General features: G+C 35.0%; 17 protein-coding genes and 8 tRNA genes. 1 reads left to right on the top strand and 24 read right to left on the bottom strand.

Features of this window, described 5'->3' with window-relative positions:
- Positions 1-169: 169 nt before the first annotated feature.
- The 4 genes from SCA31_RS11470 to SCA31_RS11485 form a co-directional block, all read right to left on the bottom strand.
- Positions 170-265: transfer RNA gene (locus SCA31_RS11470), tRNA-OTHER, on the bottom strand.
- Positions 251-1,090 (bottom strand): hypothetical protein, encoded by an 840-nt coding sequence (locus tag SCA31_RS11475; protein ID WP_410697136.1) that lies wholly within the window; start codon positions 1,088-1,090, stop codon positions 251-253. Before SCA31_RS11475 ends, SCA31_RS11470 begins: the two co-directional genes overlap by 15 nt.
- 705 nt (positions 1,091-1,795) lie before the next feature.
- Entirely contained in the window at positions 1,796-2,320 is a 525-nt protein-coding gene (locus SCA31_RS11480) for a DUF6584 family protein (protein ID WP_410697137.1), read from the bottom strand.
- Between the two features lie 60 nt (positions 2,321-2,380).
- A complete protein-coding gene (locus tag SCA31_RS11485) occupies positions 2,381-3,898 on the bottom strand; it encodes a TROVE domain-containing protein (RefSeq protein WP_410697138.1) in 1,518 nt (505 codons plus the stop codon).
- Between the two features lie 339 nt (positions 3,899-4,237).
- Between SCA31_RS11485 and SCA31_RS11490 the strand changes: the two genes are divergently transcribed.
- Positions 4,238-4,690, top strand: a complete 453-nt coding sequence (locus SCA31_RS11490) for a VOC family protein (RefSeq protein ID WP_410697139.1) — start codon at positions 4,238-4,240, stop codon at positions 4,688-4,690.
- A 101-nt stretch (positions 4,691-4,791) separates the two neighbouring features.
- Here the strand turns inward: SCA31_RS11490 and SCA31_RS11495 are convergent, their stop codons facing one another.
- The 20 genes from SCA31_RS11495 to SCA31_RS11590 form a co-directional block, all read right to left on the bottom strand.
- Entirely contained in the window at positions 4,792-6,135 is a 1,344-nt protein-coding gene (locus tag SCA31_RS11495; protein WP_410697140.1) for an SWIM zinc finger family protein, read from the bottom strand.
- A 3-nt stretch (positions 6,136-6,138) separates the two neighbouring features.
- Positions 6,139-8,835 carry a DUF6493 family protein gene (locus tag SCA31_RS11500; RefSeq protein WP_410697141.1) on the bottom strand — a complete coding sequence of 899 codons (2,697 nt, stop codon included), beginning with the start codon at positions 8,833-8,835 and terminating at the stop codon, positions 6,139-6,141.
- Positions 8,832-11,363, bottom strand: a complete 2,532-nt coding sequence (locus tag SCA31_RS11505; protein WP_410697142.1) for a DUF6493 family protein — start codon at positions 11,361-11,363, stop codon at positions 8,832-8,834. The genes SCA31_RS11500 and SCA31_RS11505 overlap by 4 nt, the downstream gene beginning before the upstream one ends.
- A gap of 274 nt (positions 11,364-11,637) precedes the next feature.
- The gene (locus SCA31_RS11510) at positions 11,638-13,596 is read right to left on the bottom strand and encodes an AAA family ATPase (RefSeq protein WP_410697143.1); all 1,959 of its coding nucleotides are present in this window, start codon (positions 13,594-13,596) and stop codon (positions 11,638-11,640) included.
- Positions 13,597-13,707: 111 nt separating this feature from the next.
- Positions 13,708-14,271: an exonuclease domain-containing protein gene (locus SCA31_RS11515; RefSeq protein WP_410697144.1), complete on the bottom strand. Its 564-nt coding sequence runs from the start codon at positions 14,269-14,271 to the stop codon at positions 13,708-13,710.
- A 40-nt stretch (positions 14,272-14,311) separates the two neighbouring features.
- Entirely contained in the window at positions 14,312-14,857 is a 546-nt protein-coding gene (locus tag SCA31_RS11520; protein WP_410697145.1) for an exonuclease domain-containing protein, read from the bottom strand.
- A gap of 90 nt (positions 14,858-14,947) precedes the next feature.
- Positions 14,948-15,511, bottom strand: a complete 564-nt coding sequence (locus SCA31_RS11525) for a metallophosphoesterase family protein (protein WP_410697146.1) — start codon at positions 15,509-15,511, stop codon at positions 14,948-14,950.
- Positions 15,512-15,530: 19 nt separating this feature from the next.
- A complete protein-coding gene (locus SCA31_RS11530) occupies positions 15,531-16,475 on the bottom strand; it encodes a peptidase (protein ID WP_410697147.1) in 945 nt (314 codons plus the stop codon).
- 93 nt (positions 16,476-16,568) lie between these two features.
- A complete protein-coding gene (locus SCA31_RS11535; protein ID WP_410697148.1) occupies positions 16,569-17,582 on the bottom strand; it encodes an RNA ligase, Rnl2 family in 1,014 nt (337 codons plus the stop codon).
- Between the two features lie 4 nt (positions 17,583-17,586).
- Positions 17,587-18,150, bottom strand: a complete 564-nt coding sequence (locus SCA31_RS11540) for a DinB family protein (protein ID WP_410697149.1) — start codon at positions 18,148-18,150, stop codon at positions 17,587-17,589.
- Complete coding sequence (locus SCA31_RS11545) at positions 18,150-18,515, bottom strand: cyclic-phosphate processing receiver domain-containing protein (RefSeq protein WP_410697150.1); 366 nt, start codon at positions 18,513-18,515, stop codon at positions 18,150-18,152. The genes SCA31_RS11540 and SCA31_RS11545 overlap by 1 nt, the downstream gene beginning before the upstream one ends.
- 34 nt (positions 18,516-18,549) lie before the next feature.
- Complete coding sequence (locus tag SCA31_RS11550; RefSeq protein ID WP_410697151.1) at positions 18,550-19,335, bottom strand: hypothetical protein; 786 nt, start codon at positions 19,333-19,335, stop codon at positions 18,550-18,552.
- 71 nt (positions 19,336-19,406) lie between these two features.
- Positions 19,407-19,892: a ribonuclease H-like YkuK family protein gene (locus tag SCA31_RS11555; protein WP_106917340.1), complete on the bottom strand. Its 486-nt coding sequence runs from the start codon at positions 19,890-19,892 to the stop codon at positions 19,407-19,409.
- A 79-nt stretch (positions 19,893-19,971) separates the two neighbouring features.
- Positions 19,972-20,044: transfer RNA gene (locus SCA31_RS11560), tRNA-Phe, on the bottom strand.
- A gap of 18 nt (positions 20,045-20,062) precedes the next feature.
- A tRNA-Leu gene (locus SCA31_RS11565) sits at positions 20,063-20,138 on the bottom strand.
- A gap of 239 nt (positions 20,139-20,377) precedes the next feature.
- A tRNA-Glu gene (locus SCA31_RS11570) sits at positions 20,378-20,449 on the bottom strand.
- A gap of 82 nt (positions 20,450-20,531) precedes the next feature.
- Positions 20,532-20,618 (bottom strand) — tRNA-Tyr (locus SCA31_RS11575).
- A 146-nt stretch (positions 20,619-20,764) separates the two neighbouring features.
- Positions 20,765-20,846, bottom strand: a tRNA-Cys gene (locus SCA31_RS11580).
- Positions 20,847-21,095: 249 nt separating this feature from the next.
- Positions 21,096-21,167 (bottom strand) — tRNA-Pro (locus SCA31_RS11585).
- Positions 21,168-21,234: 67 nt separating this feature from the next.
- Positions 21,235-21,306, bottom strand: a tRNA-Asp gene (locus SCA31_RS11590).
- Position 21,307: the final 1 nt, after the last annotated feature.

Genomic DNA, 21,307 nt, shown 5'->3' on the forward strand with positions numbered 1-21,307 from the left:
AGGCTAAGTTCAAAAAGACTTTTACAAAATCATTTTCATGACTTTCTGGAGTCGAACCAAATTAAACCGAAGTAGGTCTTTTCTACGGCACTCTTTGTGTAAATCAAGGTAATATTTTCAGAATCTTCCGTGCATTTGCTCTACCTGCTGAGCTACCTTTCCTTTTCGAGGGAAAAGGCAGGATTCGAACCTGCGACCCAATGTTTACTCAATCTCGAAGTATGATTCTAAGACGACACCTGATTATAGTTTATTTTTCTTCTCCAACAATATCCGTTTTAACAACAGGATGAATTATGGCATTTTCCGGATAATAGCTTAAACCGAAACTACTCCATCCGCTAGAGCAATAGAGAATTCTTTCTTTCAGATAAGGAATATCCTTGGTTTGGTCATACTTAAAATTTTCATCAAATATATTCTTTACCTCATCAATAAGTTCAGGATAAAACATTTGTTCTTCTTCATCAAATACATCAATATAAATATCAAGATAGTTACTTAATTCATTTAATAAATAAGTTCTTAAATCCCAACCCATAACAATAATATCAGAAGATCCTAAAGAAATAATAGGCTTCCATTCAAGGTTTTCATCACTTATAATATATCGGAGACCTTTTAAAGGTAAAAGAGCCGGAAGATGAGAAAACCATTCTTCAAAAACTTCTATTCTCTTTTCCAAAGATACAGGTTTTACCCCCCATGAATTAAGCCAAACCTGACTTTCCTCATTCACATCGTGCTTCATCCAACTATATGAGCCCTCTATTATTTCTAAGACTTCTTTTTCATCAGTAAGCCAATTATAAAAGAAATTACGTTCTTCAGTAATCAGTTCTCCATCATCCTCATATTCAATAATTTCTTTTTTGTCAATCGTATGAAGAATCTTTAAAAATTCTTTATGCTCAGGGATAAAACTGATTTTATATTTTTTCTCAATTTGATCAATCTGTTCTTTAGAAAGCCCTTGCCATTTGGCACCATAAAATCCTTTAGGACAATTTTCATCATTCACAGACCAAAGTTTTTCTGTACGTTCCTTGACCCAGTACAGGAATTCAGTCAGGTTACTTGGTATATTCATTGTAATTATTTTTTTTAAAAGAGGCAAAAGATTGAAAAGACTCGCCAGATCATTTTCATGATCTGTTTTGGAATTGAACCAATATCATAAGATTTACCGAAGTAAGCCTTTTCTACGGCACTCTTTTATAAATTATCAAGGTAAAAATGGAGGAATCTTTCTTTTCCATCTGCTCTACCACCTGAGCTACATCCCGTTTACAACAAGAATGACAGGGCTCGAACCTGCGACCGGATGACGTGTAATCGAAGTATGATTCTAAAACGACACTTGATAGGATGTAAGCAAGGTAATTAAATCAAACAGAGATCTATACGGGGTATTGCCATTTCTACTATCTGCTGATGCAGAACAGGATTCGAACCTGTATTACCGTCCCTTAAGAAGTAACTCTATTTTACGACACTTGCTTTTTATATTGATTCATCGTTATTAGTTTTATGGTTGTAAATTTACATACTTACTGCGCATTCTTTTTACGTAGTTATTTTTCATTAAAAACCAAGCAATAATTTATAAGAGTAAATGGTATTCAATTAAAAGTTGACGATGAAACTCTTATTAACGGCATTGGTTAGCTACCGGGCAATCTGGTGAAAGACTCTGCATGTTTGGAATCGAAGAATGTCTTTCTAACGGCACCAGTAATATTAACACTACAAAATTACATTGTATGTACGCAATCTTTTTACGTAGTTATTTTTATTAGACAAACAATGAAGATATCAATTCAAACAATTTAAAAATCCCCAAAATCGGAAGCAAAATAATCAATCCAATGAGCAAAAAAATCCCGACTTTACTTAGAAGATTTATGTGATTTTCTGAATAATTTCCTTTTTCTTTTGATTTAGCTTTAAAAACAGGAATTTGTTTTGTTTGCTTAAAACTATTATACTCAAGATCATTGATTATTTTCTTTGTACGCCCGTCAAGCAGCTCTTTATCTCCTCTGAAAACAATATCTTTTAAAATCGTATTTCCCGAATTTTTTAAAGATTGTCTGTAAATTTCTACTGCATTTTCCATTTCATTATTCTCCGGTGTTGATAAAATCCAAAATTTGCCTGCTTCATCAAGAAATCCTGCTTCAAAATAAATCTGTCCTAATTTGTTTCTCAGGGAAAGATCATTAGGAAACTGATTGATCATATTTCTTAGTCTGTCACATGCTTTTTTCTTTCGGCCCTCTTTAATATCTTGCTCAATTTTATACAATAAATCACCCATAGTTATATTTTATATTAAAACCAAGTAACAATGTTCTGTTCAAATTAAAAGCAGTGCCTGTTACAGCACTACTTTTTGTATCATTTCTATGGCGGACATTTTATCTTCCAAAGCATTCAGCACCTCAAAGATTTTATCTGACCAACCCGCAATAAGGTATACATCATTTTTTTTCACATCGATGGGTTGCCTGCCATAGCCTGCCAAGTCAAAAATATACAGTTTTGCATCAGGAACTATGGTCTTATATCTGTTCCAGGAATCTTCAAATGAATGTTTGCTTCCGGAACTATCCCACATTTGGGTGTCTGTGAAAAGCATTACTTTTTCCACTTTTTCTTGTCTTGTAATCAAGTCTTCGATGACCAGATAACCGTTGGTAGAATATCCCACTTCGCCTTCGCGCTTATAGAATGCGTCTACATTTCTTAAAATACCATTTTTGGGCATTGGAACTCTCAACCAGCGATCACCGAACATCCCTGTTACTACATTTTTACATTGTGACTGCAAGATCATTGACATCAACAAACCAATATCATACAGCAAGACCTTACTTTTTGGAGAAACCGGTTTTTGCATTGAGCCTGAAACATCAGCCGCAATAACCACTGAAGTATTGAAGCCAAAGCCTTTGATATTCTGAGCACTTACCACAACTGCATTTTCCAATGCTTCCTGTACAGAAGATAAATAAGGCGAATCAATGGTTTTCAATTCTCTGTATGCTGCCAAAAATCGGAATGGTAATTGTTTTGAATAGCTTACTGCTTTTTCATCAGCCAGATAACGACAAATTTTATTCATAGCATCTGATGATACGCCTGCCTCCAGAATATTTCTTAGATTTCGAAGGGTTGCCATGTATCCCAGTTGGTTACTGAAGATCAGTTCTTCCCATTTGATTTTAAAAGCCTGTTTTCTTTCTGCTTGATGAGCATATTTTTTCTGTCCCAATACTGAAAGCTCAACCTCCCAGGTATAGGGAGTTTCCAGCATGTCATATACAATTTTATTGAAAATGGTTTGCTGATCTTCATCTTTAGCTTTTGGGTGTACCAGGAAAAGAGCATCTTTTAAGGTTACCTCTCCTTTCCTGTTATATTTTGCAAACTGGTATTCATCAAACTTATTGAATGACTTTACCAATCCTTTCTGAATCTGCTTAGACAGCCTGTTCAGTTTTTTTGTTTCTGTTCTTTCATTGGCAATCTGGTAATAAGCTAACAGTTCTGTGATTTCATCAGCTCTTTGAACAACTCCATCTACTGTTTTGCTTACCAGATCAGAACCTGAAGCTTCTCTTGCCAACTCTGTAGCCAAAACTAAGGGAATGGAACGCAAGTACATATCTTTTCTCGCATATACAGCTAGTTTTGCTACAAATTCGGGATCATTTTTCTTAATCAGAGCCTGTATTCTCTCCAATCTCTCATTGCCTTTTTCATAGGTAATATTAGACAGTCCTGTTGTAACCACAGCACTATACAATTCTTCTGCAGGAGTCATCACATATGCTTTTGCTCCCTCATAGTTCAAGACTATTTTATTTTCTTTTTTCAAAAAATTAAATTTCATGAGTTACTGTTTTTTTGTTAAACATTAAGAGGATTATTACTTCCTCTCTGATTTCTAATGCAAAGTAAAAACAGTATTACGCAATCATTTTACGTAGTTTATTTTTCTGTGAAAATTTTATTTTTTATTTTAAGAAAATTGTGAGAAATATATTTTAAAATCAAATTTTGCCTAAAGCCAAATAAAGATGATTTTTCCGTTTAAGCCGACTAAATGAATATCGGAATGATAAAACATCATTCATTTAAAGCTTCTATCATTCATTTCAAATAAAGAAATCGGCAATCTCCGGTTTTTTCACCTCTGTTCTCTAGCTTTGTCTTCATTAAGATTAAAGCTATGATTAAAGGATTATATGAAACCCATGTTCAGGTAAGTGATTTGGAAAAAGCCATTCAATTTTATACAGAAATATTGGGATTAAAGTTGGCTCACAGAGATGAAGCAAGACCTATAGCATTTTTATGGATCGGAGAAAAGAAAGAGTTTATGCTGGGATTGTGGGAGCAGAAAGAGAATCTTCAACCCAGACATTTTGCTTTTTCCAGCAGTAAAGAAGATATTCTAAACTACTCTGTAAAATTTTTGGAGAACAAGAACCTAAAGCCGTACAATTTTCTGAAAAATGGCAGTATTGAACCTATGGTATTTTCCTGGATGCCTGCACTGGCCATTTATTTCAATGATCCTGATGGCAACCAACTTGAGTTTATTTCTATTTTGGAAGGTGATGGGAAACCTGATTTAGGTGTTTTGACTTATGAAGAATGGATAAAACAGGCACAACACTGATAAAATGGTGCTTTAATGTGTTGGTAATCGCAAAGACGCAATAGATTTTAAGAATCACAAGCATTTTCTTTACGCCTCTGCGCTTATCAACATTTCTATTATTAATTATTTACAAGCTTCTTCACTGCAAGCACATGCTTACAAGGCCCTCTTTCACCTTGATATTTACTGAACCATTCGCAGGTACAACGTTCTTTTTCGTCTTCAATAATTACAGTGTGGTGTACTCCTGTCCCTTGTACCCTGGCTTCTGTTCTTTGTTTATGATTGCTTAAAATCTCAACTTTTCCATCCTCAATCAATTTCTCAGCATTCTTCATACGTGGATTTAATTCTAAAATACGGCTTAGCCTAAAAGGTAATCTGCGGTAGAAAAACTCATTATCATCAAGATCATATCCCAATAATCCCATTGCAGCCAATCTTCCGGTAATATTATCCGTTTTACTCAGGCTGAGGTTATCCTCTAATGCTAAAATCGTTGCATTGAATGATTGATTGGCGTAGGCATATTTGTCTAGAGCATCAATCCATTCATCTGATACTTCTGTGGTAAGACTATCCAAAACAGCCCCCTCTCCTGAAAATCCTCTCCAGCTCTCTCTTGACAGAGAAAAACTAAATTTTATATTCCCCATATAAAGCTGCCAGGTAGTAGACTGCATATTAGGATGTGGAAATACCTGCATATGATCTATGTAGGGAAGCAACGGCTCCAATAGTCGAAGCCTGTGAAGCCCTCCAATACAAACAGCATCAGCTGACTTTACAGGAGAAAACATAGGTTTGTTTCCTCTCACAATAAGATAATAGTCTGATTTTATAATCCCTTTTGGCATCCCTCTGAATAACTGCTGGGTTTGTATCTTATTAAAACTATGTTGTTTTTGTGATTCAGAAAGATATACCTGTACCGTTCCCAATCCCTTAATCCATTTTGTAGGTAATGGAACTTTTCTTTCCACCACTTTTTTTTCTTCCTTATATAACCCGAATTCTTTGTCACCAACAGAAAGCATAATTTTTTCATTGGGACGGATACTTCCAAGGGCAGTTATCATGGGTTGATTGAAATCTACATTAGTCGTTCCATTTTCCAAGAATTCTCCATCCAAACCATCCGGAAGAACATCCACTCGTGCATACACTCCTGCACAATGAGAGAACCCCTCAAATCGTAATCTCTCATTTCCAGCTGTCACAATCGGATCTTTGAGTAATGCCATTTGGAACGGTGACAGGTTAAAGCTTGACTTTACAATATTGGAAAGTATAATTAGGCAGCGGGCCAAAATAAAAGGTTGTCCTACATTTCCCCAGAAAAAACAAGGGACATCGGTATTTTTCTGTATCTCGCTATATTTGGAGAGAAACAGTTCTTCCAGGGCATCTTTCTTTACCAGTGCAGATGATCTGGAATAATTGTAAGTAAGCATATCTTCCATAATTTATTTTTTTAGAAGAAGATTGCAGATTTTTTTCAGGCTCGAATTTTCTTTCCAGCTGTTCAGTTTTTTTATTATATTTTCTTTCGCCTCCGATTGATTTAAAGCCAATACCTCATGATAAATCTCTAACAATTTTTTCAAATTGGTCACCGGATTTTCCATCTGAAGCACTATACCTGAAATCAACTCTTCCAGAGCAGCATTATGATTTTTGCTCACATTCAGCATATGATGTTGGATAAGGTCTGTTAATCTTTTAATGGGAGCCCACTCCAGTTTTTCGTGCAAGCCAATTACCTTACCGAGCTGTGCATTGTCAATCATTTGATAAGAAACCTGTTCCAGCCAGATTTCAGCTGCAGTACCTCTGATGGTTTTATCTCCATCCAAAAAGATGGTTCCTAAAAACAGATAACCCATTTCATCCAAAGGTCTTTTGATCTGATAAAAAGCCTGTACTGTATTTAAAACCAGGTTTCTTTCATAAACTTCAGCAATACCGGAATAGAAAAGACAATATCTGATGACTTTTGCCAAAGTATTTGCCGGTGTATTTGGAAAGCACCACATCATTGCAGGAATTTCGGAAAGCTCTTTTTGTTCAGCAATAAAATATTCCAGAAACAAAGGCGCTTCTCTTTTTTCAAGATGATACTTTGGAATAACAATATTCAATTCAACAGGATAATATGAGTTTTTCTTGCTGTCAATTGTTTTCCATTGGTAAGCTCCCGAAAGGAATTCCATTGGAATATCATCATATCCGAAACTACCAAACTCCTCAAAAACAGTTTCCGGTGAGCGTGTAATTCCAGCTGTCATCCACCATGATGAGTGGATAAGTTCTCCTTTTGGTTTTTCATTTTTACCAAAGAAGAAAAGCAGCAGCTCTTTATATTCACCTTTTAATCTTTCCTCAACCAGCTGCACAGCTTCCGAAGTATTGTCCAGAGCACAGCGTTGCAATGCCAACTGCATGTCCAAATGATTGGGTTCAATATTTTTATTTTGATAAGTTTCTAATCTTTCCACCAGGCTAACGGGAGAAATCCAACAAGGAGTATGAGTTACCGTAAATAACAATGGAATATTTTCACCAGATTTTATTTTTTGAGAAATATACACAGCCATTTCCTTGAAAGCTTTTGTAACAGCATCCTTTGTCCCAACCTTTTCTATTGGACCTAGTTTTTTATGATAATTTGAATAGATTTCTCTTGAAGCTTCATCTTCACAGGTCTTATGATATATTTTCTCCAGATTTTTAAGTTGAATTGGATATTTTTCCAATAAACTTAATCCATAATTTATAATCAGATTGCACAGGAGAACATTCAAATAGGGAACTTCCCATTTGGCAATTGTTTTACAGGCTTTTAGAAATACAGGTTCTATTAATTTAACAGACTCTGCATCGGTTTTATTAGCAAAGCGCATCAGCCCATCCAAAGCAATATCACAGTGAAAGCTGTATGGGTCTTCTATTGCCAAAGGAAGGAAAAACATTAAATCCTCAAAGCTTTCAAGCTCTTTGACCTTATTTTCCTTTGCTGTCAGTAATATTCGTTCTGAGGCTATAGCTTCAAGCTCTTGTTGTTTATCTTCAATATATTTTGTCAAAACAGGACGTACATTACTCAGTATATTGTCCGAATAATGAGAAAGTGCTTCTTTTATATTTTCAGAGGCGGGGATGTATTTCACAATAATCTTTGCCGCTTTGGACTGTATACCGTCATCTTTGCTTACAAATGCAGTACTTAGGGCTATTCCCAACATTTCGGGATCAAGCTTTTTGTGCTGGAATATTTTTTCTGTTAAAGCCAATCCGGAAATAACTACTGTTTTAATTTCTGAGCTCAGTAAGTTGGGAAGATAGTGTGAAAATTCATCACTTTTAAAGGTAGATAATTCTACTAATTTCTTCAAATGTACAAGAATGGTATTGACTGCCTTTGACTGTGCAGATGTCAATCCGGCAAGCAACTCATCCTGAAGCTCAACCAGTTCTTCTTCGGTTGGTTTTAATGCTGTAAATGCATCCATAAACCAGCCTGTAACGTTCTTATTAAAGTTTCTGTTGGAAGCCAGAAGGCATTCTTTTAGAAATCTCTTTCTCTCTATTTTCTGTTCTGTAATAAGTTTTTGCACCAATGGAAACCATTCTTTACGGAACGGCAACGATTTGGATGGATATTCACATAAATACCAGAAGTGAGTACTGAGTGTTTCCGGATGATGATCCAGATTAGAGGGATAATTACTTAAATGATGTCCCAGCAATTCAGGCTTAGGCTGTACATAGCCTCTTTCTGTCCATCCTAAAATATGCTGATAATTAAAGGCTGTAAATTCAGCATCTATAGAATCATTGATAAAGTCTGAAAACCAGTCCGGACATCCCCACTCCAATATTTGCTCTGTCTGTTCAATGTTTCGGAAAAGACTCCAGTAGTTTTTACCAAAGTTTTTCTGATCCATGCAGACAAATGATGCAATGTCAATAATTGAGTGTTGATTTACAGATCCTGCGGTATGATAAGAATTTTTGGTCATGACAATCTTACTGATCTCACGCCCCATTTTCTTTATCGTAGGCACTAATGTTTTCTTTTCTTCTACACTTAGCTGTTTCAAAAAAGGGATAATCTCATGTATTTTTTCCTCATTAAGAATTTCATAGAGTCTTTCTTTCATTGGTTTTTAATTTGATGTATAATTTTTTTCAGGTTATTCTCTTTTTCCCATTCTATAAGCAAACTGACAATCGTTTTATCGACCTTGGTTTGATTTTGGTTGAGCAGTTCATAGTAAAGCTCTAAAAGCTTTTTAAGGTTAAAAACTGGTTTTTCAATCGCTGAAAGAATGGAAATCAGCAATTTCTCAAAAGCCTGGTTATGACTGGTACTCAAATTGATAAACCCTGACAAACCATCTGTAAATCGTTTTACGGGTGCCCATTCAAAATTGATCTTTTTACCAATCATTACTCCTAGTTCCTGTACTCTGAAATCCTCCGAAACTGCTTTGTTCACTAAGACTTCAAAAGCCATACCAGAGAAGGTCTTATCTTTATTAAACAGTCCCGCTGATAGGAATAAATAATGTACAGGTTGGAAAGACAGATTCAGTTTCATCCATGCATCAAGAAACCTTACATTCCCTTTGATATCATATTGATAAACAGCATTTGACAAATCTTCATTATGTTTTTTTGCCACAACAGATCCTGAAAAATAAGGAGCAAGATATAAAATATGAATCAGATCATTATCATAAACACCATGATAAGAGTTGAATAAATAATCTAAAAAAGTAGCATTTTCAGAAAGTTCTTTTTGGTTTTCAACAGATATCAGTATTTGTGGAATTTCTTCTGTATTATTCCACTTATAAACTTTCCTGTACCCTAATTCCCAATCAAAGTTTCCTTCCAAAAATTCCTTTTTGTACTGATCTTTGAAATAGTTTTGATCGAAAACAGGTTTTAAAAGCTCAAAATATTTTTCATTAAGCTGCTCTTTTGCATACTGCTCTGCTTGTTCTAGGTTTTCTCTTATAGCACGGAGCATGGCAATTTCCCAATCAAAAGAGATAGGTTGCTCATTGTATTGCTGATAGATCCTCAACTTATCAACAAGGGAATGGATAGTAATCCAGCATGGCGTATGATCCGGAACAGAAAGAACAGGGAGTTTTTTATTTTGTTTTAATAATTCAAATATGCCTAACAAAAACTGATGATATGCCTTGAAAATAAAGGGCGTTTTCTTTTCACTCCAATTTTCAAGGGTTGGCAAGGCTAGGCAGGCATCCTGCAAGACCTGTGACTTTTTTGTCTGTTTTAATAGGCCATAATTAATAAGAAAGGTAGCCCATAAATGATGAAGTCCTCCTACTTCCTTTCTTTTCAGTGCAGCCTTAAAAACAGGTTCAAGTTTATTAAAATCTTCTTCTTTAAAGCCATCGTTAAATCTAACCAATGCATCCAAAAACAAATCAAAGTGATAGGTTTCATTGTTATTGAATATCTGGGAGGCTAAAAATATAAAGTCATCTACTGTTTCAATAGGGGCAATAGGCTCTGATAAATACCATGAAGATATTTCATAATTCTGGATTTCTTTTTTCTGAAGAATTTCATGTTCTACAAAGAAATTTGTTAGCAAGGTTCGGGCATCAGAAAGAATGGACCCAGTATACAACATCAGTTCTTTCTGTATTTTTATAGATTTTGGATCCCCATATTGGGCAAGAATCTTTGCGCCTTTTGTCTGAAGCGCCTTATCTTTATTCAAAAAAACAGGCATTAGGAGAAAGCAAACTTCTTCATGAAACTCTTTACTATTCTTGGCTATTTTTTCCAAAATCTGAAGCAATGCATTTACAATATTCTTCGTTGTAAGGGTCATCAAAGATGCTATAGCTTGTAGAAATTCTTCAGTTTTAAAACCATCCTGCGTGATTACCGGACTGACCATTTTGAGTATTCCGGAAAACAATGAATATTGCAAGGAATAAAAAACGACAAACAATTCTTCCTGCAACGCTATAATTTCCATGTCGGTTGGCTTAAGATAGATCAATAGCTCCAGAAACCAAGTATTATTCTCTTTTGAAAAATTGGAATTAATGGCATTAAGACTTGATTTTAAAACCTTACTACGTTCAATTTTATTATCCTGAACCAAGGTTTTCAATATTTCTTTCCAGTTCCTACCATGAGAATGATAAGTAACGTTGGATTCATGCTCAAATAAAAGCCAGATATGGGAATCTATAGTCACAGGATAGGTAAAAAGAATTTCTTCCAGGGTATAACTTGACACCAATGAAGAGGAAAGTAATAAAGCACTTATATGATCATTTAGCTTTAAATAGCCTTTCTGTTCCCATTCCAGCACTTTTATATATTCAAATTCGCTTAAAAATAAATGGCATTCACCAATCCATTCCGGAACATAAGTTTCAAAGAGTTCATCAATAATGTTAACTGGCATCGAATAATATCCCGGGCTTATTTTTTCATATTCATTCTTCGTTTTAGAGCATACCAAAGTAGCCAACACAGAAATATTGTTGTGCCCCCATTCTTTATTAATATTATTTTTTAAAATGGCAGCGACTTCTTTTTTATCTTTTTGTGTAAGCTTTTCAAGAAACGGAACAATTTCCTTTATTTTATAGTTTAAATATATTGCCCTAAACTCCTCTTCAATAAGCATAAATTTATTCTTACCGGCTAAAATAACAAAAATTGATTGACAGACAGTAAATTATCCCCAAAATGTGAATTTTTTAACAAAAAATTAAGGTATTGAAAGTACTTCTAATTCTAATTTTATCTCCATAATAAAAATTCCCTGTTTGAAGATATATGTATTAAAATCGCTGCTTATTTACTATTTTTAAAGACTCAATTATTCTTTCTGATATTTATGATTCAATAAAAGGCTATTAAATAAAAAAACACTTTTGAAAACCAACAATATTAGGCCATTACCTCTTGAAAATATTTTCAACTTCGGTTAAACCCATTTTCGCCAGATGCCTGTACACTGTTGATAGGGTAAGATTTCTTTTTTCGGCAATTTCAAAGGGAGGTATTCCTTCTTCAAATAGCTGAAATGTAATCAAATGAGTAAGCTTTTTCACAACGACTACAGAAGTGTCTACTTCCAGGGTTTTATCAAATAAAGATGCTTCCAAAAGACGGCATTCTTTCAGCTTTTCAAGATAATCTTCAAGATCATGCAGGAATATTTTAGTTTTTTCGTTGAAGTTTTTAAGCCCTTTTGTATTTATAGTTTCTGAATAAAGATCTTTTAAAGGCAATAAAAAATCTTCAGCTACCTTTTTATAAAAGAAGTCTACAGCACCTTTACATTTATCTTCAATCTCAGCCCATTGAATTCTTCCGGCTATAAAGCTTTCCATTTTCTGATGAATAATCTTTTTGAATTTCTCAGAGATATAAAAAAGTTTTTCGCTTTCTATTGTGAAGCTTTCTGCTTGTTTTTTTACTTTTTCATCCGATACTTTCTCATCCATCCACTTTATTACCGAATCTTTTAACCAGCCTGCATCTAGTGTCATCTGAACTTTAAGAAGCGTAAAACTATATTTATCTTTCTCGAGGAGTTGCTCTAACCTATCATTAGCATTGGTTGATTCCTGAAATTTTTCAATTCTGGGATCACAAAATATAGCTTCAGGGCTAATTTTAGATTTCAGAACAATTCCCTCTAGGGTTCTGCATCGGCTTAATGCCACATATACCTGTCCACTGGCAAAAGATCTTCCGGCATCAATGATAATGCGGTCAAAGGTAAGTCCTTGACTTTTATGAATGGTGACCGCCCAGGCTAAACGTATTGGATATTGCTCAAAGCTTCCCAATACTTCTGTTTTTATATTCTTATCAACGTCGAGAGTATACTTCTTTTGTTCCCAGACTTCTTTTGTGAGTGTAAATTCTACTCCAGATTCTTCAAATACAGCCTTTATAAGATTTTCTTCCAAACAGGAAATTTTTGCAAGTTTGCCATTGTAGAATTTCTTTTCAGGAGATGAATCATTTCTAATAAACATGATTTGAGAACCTACTTTCAATTCAATCGTTTCATCATTGGGATATTGGGTTTCTTTAAATTCACCAATAATAGTGGCTTTATAAAATTGAGAGGTTTCCTGTAACTCACTCAATTTTTTCCTATTGATATGATCCGCAATACGATTATGGGAACAAAGATGGATGTAAGTTTCATTTTCAGGTTCAAAGTCCGGTTTATACCGAGAGTTCAATTTTTCAAAATCGAGATTACGGATATCTGCGTGCCGAACTGCCTCAAGAATCTCTAGAAATTCTTTGTTCTGTTGTCTGTAAACCTTTGTTAATTCTACTGTTATTAATGGAATTCGTTGTAATGCCTGGGCAGAAAAGAAAAATGGAGTCTGATAATATTTTGACAAGATCTTTTCTGAATCATCTTTGACAACCGGTGGTAGCTGGTACAAATCTCCTATCAACAGCAACTGCGCTCCTCCAAACGGAAATTGATTTCTCCTTACACGCCTCAAGGAATGGTCCAAAATATCCAGCAGATCAGCTCTTAGCATAGAAACCTCATCAATAATAATGAGTTCTATCTCACGAAACAGGTCCAGCTTATCTTTTCGATATTTAAAATGAGGAAAAAGTTCATTAATATTCATGGCCAGATTAGGATCAATGAGTTCTGTAGTAGGCACAAAGGTTCGGAAAGGAATTCCAAATAATGAATGAATGGTTACCCCGCCAGCATTAATGGCTGCAATACCTGTAGGTGCAACAATAATATGCTTTTTACGGGTCTTTTTCACAAAATCATTTAGGAAAGTAGTCTTTCCGGTTCCTGCTTTCCCTGTCAAAAACACGCTTCTGTTGGTCTGTTCAAGTAATTCAACGAGTGCCTCCAATGAATAAAAAGTTTTATCAAATTTAAATCATAAAAAACTAAAAGCAATTCTTACTGTCAAAATAAAAAAGACTCTCTTTGCAGAGAGTCCTTCATAGTGATCGTATTGAGGTTATCTTATCATTGAGTAATTCTTCAGGCACCAGTGCAAAATCTTTGCAATATTTCTGGCATCATCTACTCCTCTGTGATGGGTACCATCAAGCTTAAAGCCCAGCTCATTCAAGGCTCTCTGCATTCCTACACTTTTTCTTACCGTTGGATGCAACTCTCCAAATAATGTTTTCACATTAATATGATCATCACCCATTGGATAATCTGTGTAGAATCTTCTGGCCTGATCCTTAAGCATATTAAGGTCATAGTTTCCATAACTTGCCCAGGTTAATTCCTCGGAATCATATTCTGCTCTAAGGATATCAAATGCATCATCCAGCATAATGCCTTCATTATCCAGCAAACTCTGTGTAAGCGTTGTAAGTTCTGTACAAAAAGGGCTTACCTTTGAATATTGAGGCTTTATTAGGATACCCTCATTCTTGGAGATCTGTCCGGTTTTCGCATTCATGATGCAAACCCCTATTTCAATGATCTCACTTTCTTGACCTCTTGGCGGCCGGTTATCCCAACACGTGGCTTCAAGATCTATAATTAATATATTTTCTGTTGTTTTCACTTGTTTAAATTTTTAATAATTCTATTTGTTAATTTTCAAATTATGCTAAAATCTTACTTAAGATCTTAGCTGTATTATAGGCATCATCTGCTCCACTATGATGATTTCCATCAAAATCCATCTTCAGATAATCCAGGGCTCTTTTAAGTCCTATTGATTTATACAGTCTGAAATGTTTTTTGAATTCATACATCACGTTCAAATATTGTTCTGAAAAAGGGCTTTCTATTCCAAGCCAATCACATTGTTCAATGATCTGCTCCCTGTCGAAATTTCCATATCCCGCCCATGTAAGAGAGGCAGAATGGTACTCATCCCTGATCTTTTCACAAGCTTCTTCGAAATAGATTCCATTTTCCTGGATTAGTTGTGAAGTAATTCCTGTGAGTTTTGTACAGAATTTATTGATCTCTGATCTTTCAGGAATAATGTAGATGCTTTGCTTTTGGGAAATAGCATTGGATATCAGATCCAGTTTGCAAATCCCTATTTCTATAATATCGACTTTTTGTCCGATGGGAATCCTGTCATTTTCCCAACAGGTAGCTTCCAAATCGACAATTACTATTTCATCGGTTGTTTTCATGGTTTTATAAAATGGGTGTTGTACAGAGGAGAGGTTAGATGGTAGAATTTAAGTTCTAATTCTCTCCTACTTTACAACTTTCCTGTATTATTATTCTCTTGGTCCGAATGGAGGTGTCCATTTTTTCCTATTCATAATTTCCTTGACTTCTTCGTAGGAAATCGGGTAAAAATTGTGGCAATCTACCCCAACATCAAAGCTTAACACCATTTCGTCATCCTGTAAAGTCCCGTGTGAATGTCCGTATAACTGCCAGACTCCACGATGTGAACCGTTCCAGGTACGCATTGAGTAGTGGAAAAGAATGATTTTCTGTTTTCCGTTATTGTTTTCCGGCTCATCAATCTTCAATTCGTGATAATCTCTGATGGAGGCAAATCGTTTAGGGTAAGTTAACGCTAAACCCTCATGATTGCCTTTAATTAAATGAATATTCCCGTTTAACTGATCAAGAATTTCTTTTGTAAAATCGGGTTTTCCCAAGCTGAAATCACCTAGGTGGTAGACTGTATCTCCGACTCCGACTTTCTCGTTCCATCTTTTGATTAATTCTTCATTCATATGTTCTGGAGACTCAAAGGGTCTTCCGGAGAATTTTATAATGTTTTCATGACCAAAATGATGGTCTGCTGTAAAAAATATATTGGGTTTCATTTTTTTAATTGTTGTTTAATTAATTTTCTCGAAATGCTTTATAAAAAGCAGTTTCAATTTCCTGTTGGTCACTTTCCGTATATCTTCTTGAAAAGTGGATCGGGATGGCTTCTTTCACCTTGCATTCATTCATAATTTTTCCTGATGCAGACGCAAAGCTGTGATAATTAATCTTTGCAAATTCCTGATCAAGATCTTTATAAAATGTTTCGATGTATACCTTATCTGCATCTTTAAAAACAGTTCTGATCTTTTCATAATTGTTTTCATCTACTGCATGATCCATAATTACGCCTAGTTTATATCCCGCATTTCTTGTGAGTAGATGAAATAATTCTGATGCCTTATAAATTGTTTCTTCTATCTCCATTTCTTTCTCTGAATCATTATATTCAAAAGCTCTTTTCAACTCACTAATCCATTTTCCCTTTCTGAAACCGGAAGCTTCTTCATGAAAAGTCACTGTATCTTTTTCTTTAAACAGATAAGCAATAGAATCTGTTTTATGATCAAGAATGGCAAAATCTACATTCACACACTCATCTTCAAAAAGAAAATTCTGAGTCTTTATAAATTCCGGATTCCAATAAGGTGGGCGAAGGGTATAAACATTGATTTCTTCTCTGGAAACAATCTCCCTGATCTCATATTCAATGGCATTTTCATCTACTAAATTCCAGGTGTAGGATTTTAACCTTGCTTCCACTTGCTGATGAATATTCTTCGGTCCACAGATGACCACTTTTTCTCCGCTCCCCATTTGGTGTCTGAAAATTCCGTCAAAGTTGGCAAAGTGATCAATATGGGTATGGCTGATGAATATTGCAGATACAGACTGTATTTCTTTCACAGTCAATAAACTTGCTTCACCACAATCACATACATAATGCTTTCCTGAATTGAGAACTTTTATTAATATACTGATGTCTTCTTTTAAAAGACTTTTAATTTCTGCTTGTATCATTTTTCCTGTTTTAAAACCATCCTGTCAACATTCCTTTGTGACTTTTATGGTTGAATTTACACGTAAAAAAGTTTCGATAATGAATTACCGAAACTAAACTTTAAGAGTCATTAGCTCTTCTTTTATAAAATCTATAACTAAAGTATTCAACTTTTTGTTGATCCTTTTCTCTTCTTCTTTTTCTATTGCAGTGAAAACTGATGGAAAGTCTTTTTCAAAATCCTCTAAGATATCCTGTGCAAAAAGGCCAATAATCTTCCCCATCATTTTGGGTTCGAATTCACCAATTTTGCTTACAACATTATTCAAGCGGTTTGCAGTTGCATATTTTTGGATTTCTTCCCAAATATTTTGAGTCTTTTCACTAAAAACAATCTGTTTATGAACTGTTTTCCCTTGTTTTCTAACCATTTTAGATTTTTCGATCCACTTTTCATTCTTGTTTTTCAGAATGACTCTTGCACCGTTTCCAAAATACTTGGTTTTCAAAGTCTTTATAATGGTTCCTTCACACATATTATTCAATTCTGGTAATCCCAGCCAAGCCGGAATTTTGGAATTGAAAACATTCGGAAACCTCAAAGCTTCTTCTAAAGTCCCTTGAAATAAAGTCTTAGCATAGAAAAATCCAGTTTTCTCGAAAATTTCATTAACGATATCTGTATCCAAATACGTCACTCCATTCAACTTAATGTCGAATGCGTAGAATTCATTGTAAGGTGCATATTCAATACCTTTTTGTACTCTTACAGAACCTTTTACAGGTTCTACTTCTTTGTGGTTGTAACCGCCACCGAATAATTCACCGTAGATGACTACCGCTTCTACATTCGGGTACCTTGTTTTCACTTTTTGAAATACATCAATTACATTTTTTTTGTAGTGTTCCAGAATATGATGTGCATTATAGAATTTTTCATCTTTTTCAATAAAAGCTGTTCTCTTCGCGATCTTAATTTCCTTTCCGTCGGTAAAGAAAGAGAAATTAGCCCCGTGAACTTTTTCCTGCACGATGAAAACCTCATCCCCAAAACCCTGCAATCTGATCTGATCGATCATGCGGGCCTGGTAAGCATTTTCTATAGAGTTATATGTTTTGAAAATCATTTTTTTAGTTTTTAATTGTTTCTAATTCATTGTTCCTCATCTGAGTAAGGTGTCTTTGAGCATGAAGTGAGAGAAAATAGATGTATTCATATACATTGATTTTCCCCAATTCATTTACTGTCATTGTGGTTTTATAAAGAACTCCCTCCCCATTTTTCATCAAATCCAAATAGCTTATACATTGATGATATTGCTGAGATATCAAGTTTTTGATTTCTTCTAAACTTAGCTGTCCTTTTGGCTCCATATGGACTGGTCTGATCCACTCAAAAGCACCATACTCTCCTATTTTTTCAAAATTTTCTTTATCAAAACTGTAATTCTTTATTTCAGCTTCCAAATCCAAATTCATGGAGTTTCGCATTGCTTTTTTTGAGCCTTTTTCAATCAGGATCAATAGGTAAAAGTTTGTAAGGTAAATATGCTCTAAAATCTGATGAATCGTCCAGCCTCCATTTGAAGGTTGGAAATTCAACGTTTTACTGTCTTTTTCAAACCACCTATCCACTTCATCAAAACTAAACTTAAGATGGCTTTTAATATCTCGAATTAATCTAAAAATGTCCATTACAATTTTTTAAAGTTTTTTAAAAGGCTCTCAATATTCTTCTTCCCTACGGGATTCATGGAGTGGCAATAGAATTTTGGAAGTTCTAAATAGTTATCCATACAGTATTCTACCAGCCATTTTGCACAATCGTAGCCTGTTTTTTCAATACATTCCTGAGAATCCTGTTTCAGATAATGCATATCGGCAAGGTCATGGTCAAAAGAGATCATTTCAGGAAGTCCTTTTTCCAAAATTCTGTTGACAAACTGCTCGTAGTTCCGAACTATATGCCAATCCTTCTTTAGGAAAACATCTTGTTTGGTATAATGATAAGCCTCAATCGGATATCGTATATCATCCAGAAACAATAATCTTTTTGTCATTTCCTCTGCTTATTTTTTAATCATTAAGCTTTATCTAGTCTTCATCAATCCACTCCACAACAGTTTCAAGAAAATGCAATCTTACTTCTTCAAATCTTGTTATATTGGGGATGTGATTAATCTCCAGTAAATGCCTGGTTCCATTTTTTTGAACGATATAATCATTAGCAATGACGTCCATTCCAATTTTATCTTTCAACATTAATGTATCCTGTAAAAGTTCTGCATCCATTTCCATGAATTGGGCATTATCAGGATGAATGGATTTTAACCATGTTTCTCCTTCAAGTTTAATCTGCCAGGACTTTTCACCAATGTTTAAAATTCTTACGGCTTCACCCTCAAAATAAGGTTCCAGAACACTATCTTCTGTACTTTCCCAACTTCCTGTAAACTTATGCTTGTTTTCTCCACAATGCCAGTTTCCCCATTTGGCCACCAGCTCATAGTTTGTATTTATATAAGTATTTGCAGAGATAAATCCTCTTTGGGAGTTAAATTTTGAAAACTTCATTGCCTTAACCAGACAAGGAATTTTCAATCTGCATTCAAGCATTCCATAAGCGTTTGGAAAACAGGGACCATTCCACAGGGCCAATCCTGAAATAAAATCCAGATCATCCTCAAAAATCCCGTGATAAACGACCTTATCAACCGGAAGCATTCCTACTCCCTGAGCTTTTTCGACATATAATATTCCGTCCATTACTTTTATCTTGGGAATGGATTGATGCCAGATCATGAGCCCTTCGTAATGTTGTCTTATATATTCATATTCCTGTTCGTGTAAACCGATAACGGCTATTCTATTATGAGTCATGTTGTTAGTTTTTAATTGAAAAAGTAAATATTCAATGTTTTAATTACTTTTTATAGTTATTATTTAGAAAATTAAACCATCATATCAGCACAGTTGGAGCTGGCGAAAGCAAAGGGTTTTGCCTTAAACACATATCCCATTCCCAAAATATATCCCATAGCATCTCCTAATGCTGCATTGGACTTGAAGTCTGGGTCTGTATTAATGTCTGCGTGTACCTCCATTTCCACACCATAGGTATCCAACACAGAGCAGATGGCGTATGCAATTTCAACGGATTTGTTGACTTCATTCAGCATTCGCTCCTTGATACTGATACTCTGTATTTCTCTTTCTTTTCTAATAAAGGTAAACGCTCCTTTTCCCTCACGAATAAACACTACTGCCGTAGCATAATTGATGGCTTCCCCGTATACGTGGGAGTCTGATCCCACACATACCTTCAGACGGTGTCCGTTTGCCTGTTCGCGAATGATGGCTTCTTCTACCAGCTGTGTGATAGAGTGTTGGAAAATTTTTCCATTCATATTCTGCCATGTTTGTTGTTGCGTTTCCATTTTTTCTACATATTTATAATTGATATTGATTTCTAAGTGGTTATTTTCTAACCTCTACGTTTCTACTTTCTATTTTTAGCGGAACAGACAGGAATTGAACCTGTACCTCTAGTTTTTCAGACTAGCGTGCAGACCTTCTACACCACTCTTCCCTGTTATAATTGATACTTTGGTACGGGAAGAGGGATTCGAACCCCCAAAAGCTTGATCCTAAATCAAGAGTGTATACCATTCCACCATTCCCGCAGTTTTATGAGTCATTGATAGTATTGAAATTACCTTGTACTCATTTTTATGATAAAGTAGGTTTGAGAAAGCTCTGTCTACTATAAACTATGCTTGCTTTTGTTTGTAAAGATCTTCTGCGCTCGACAAATCTTTCTCTTTTCCTATTTTGTTGTGAATGATGACTGGCCAATGTATTTTCAAATTTGAACTTTCATGGTTATAATCAATTCAATATTGACCAGTTCATTCACATCCTGTACTCTATAAGGGAATCGAACCCTTATTTTCTGCTCGAAAGGCAGGCGTCCTGACCGTTAGACGAATAGAGCCTTTAAAAACCAACTGACTAGGAATCGAACCTAAACAACAAGAGTATATTTCCTGCATGCTGCCATTACATTATCAGTGGTTTGGTGGAAGTAGTAGGATTCGAACCTACTCAGCAATGAAGCAACAGATTTACAGTCTGCCCCGACTCTCCAACTTCGGCGTACTTCCAATTTTCAGGAATAATAAGTAATGAATACTTTTTCCTAATTTTTCTTTGGAGGAAATAAAGTTTGTCTTCATTTTTTGATACAAGAACTTCTACGCTTGACAAACTTTTATTTTTTCTCCTGAACTAATCTCATTTTAGTTATTTGAGATGGCTATGGGATTCAAACCCACTCAGCTTAAGCAACGGTTTTGCAGACCGCTCCGACTCTTCCACTTCGGCGAACCATCATTTTTATTTAGTTTTCATTAAAAAAATAAAGCCTGTCCTAATTTTTTGTTTGATATAAGAACTTCTGCGCTCGACAAACTTTATTTTACCTAAAATTTTATAAATGATATTTTTTAATTCTAATTGTTCTTTACTGAGATAAGAAAAAGCTTGTCTGTATTTTCGTGTTTTGGCGTAAAGATCTTCTGCTCTCGACAAACTTTTACTTTTCTCCTGAAACAATTAACTATTCATTCATTTGCATTTTGTCTGGAAAGCAAGATTCGAACTTGCGACCTCCCGCGTCCAAGACGGGTAAACAACCACCGTTATCTTTCCAGTTTTACAGATTCACTTCAACATTCTTTTCCGAGAGACAGTCGGAGCTGAAATTTCCATAAATCTTTGCGGTCTATGCGAGAATCGAACTCGCAGTGCCCAAGAGACAGTCGGGCAGGTTAGCCATTACCTCAATAGACCT

This window comes from Chryseobacterium sp. SIMBA_028, assembly GCF_046535285.1.
Taxonomy (GTDB): domain Bacteria; phylum Bacteroidota; class Bacteroidia; order Flavobacteriales; family Weeksellaceae; genus Chryseobacterium.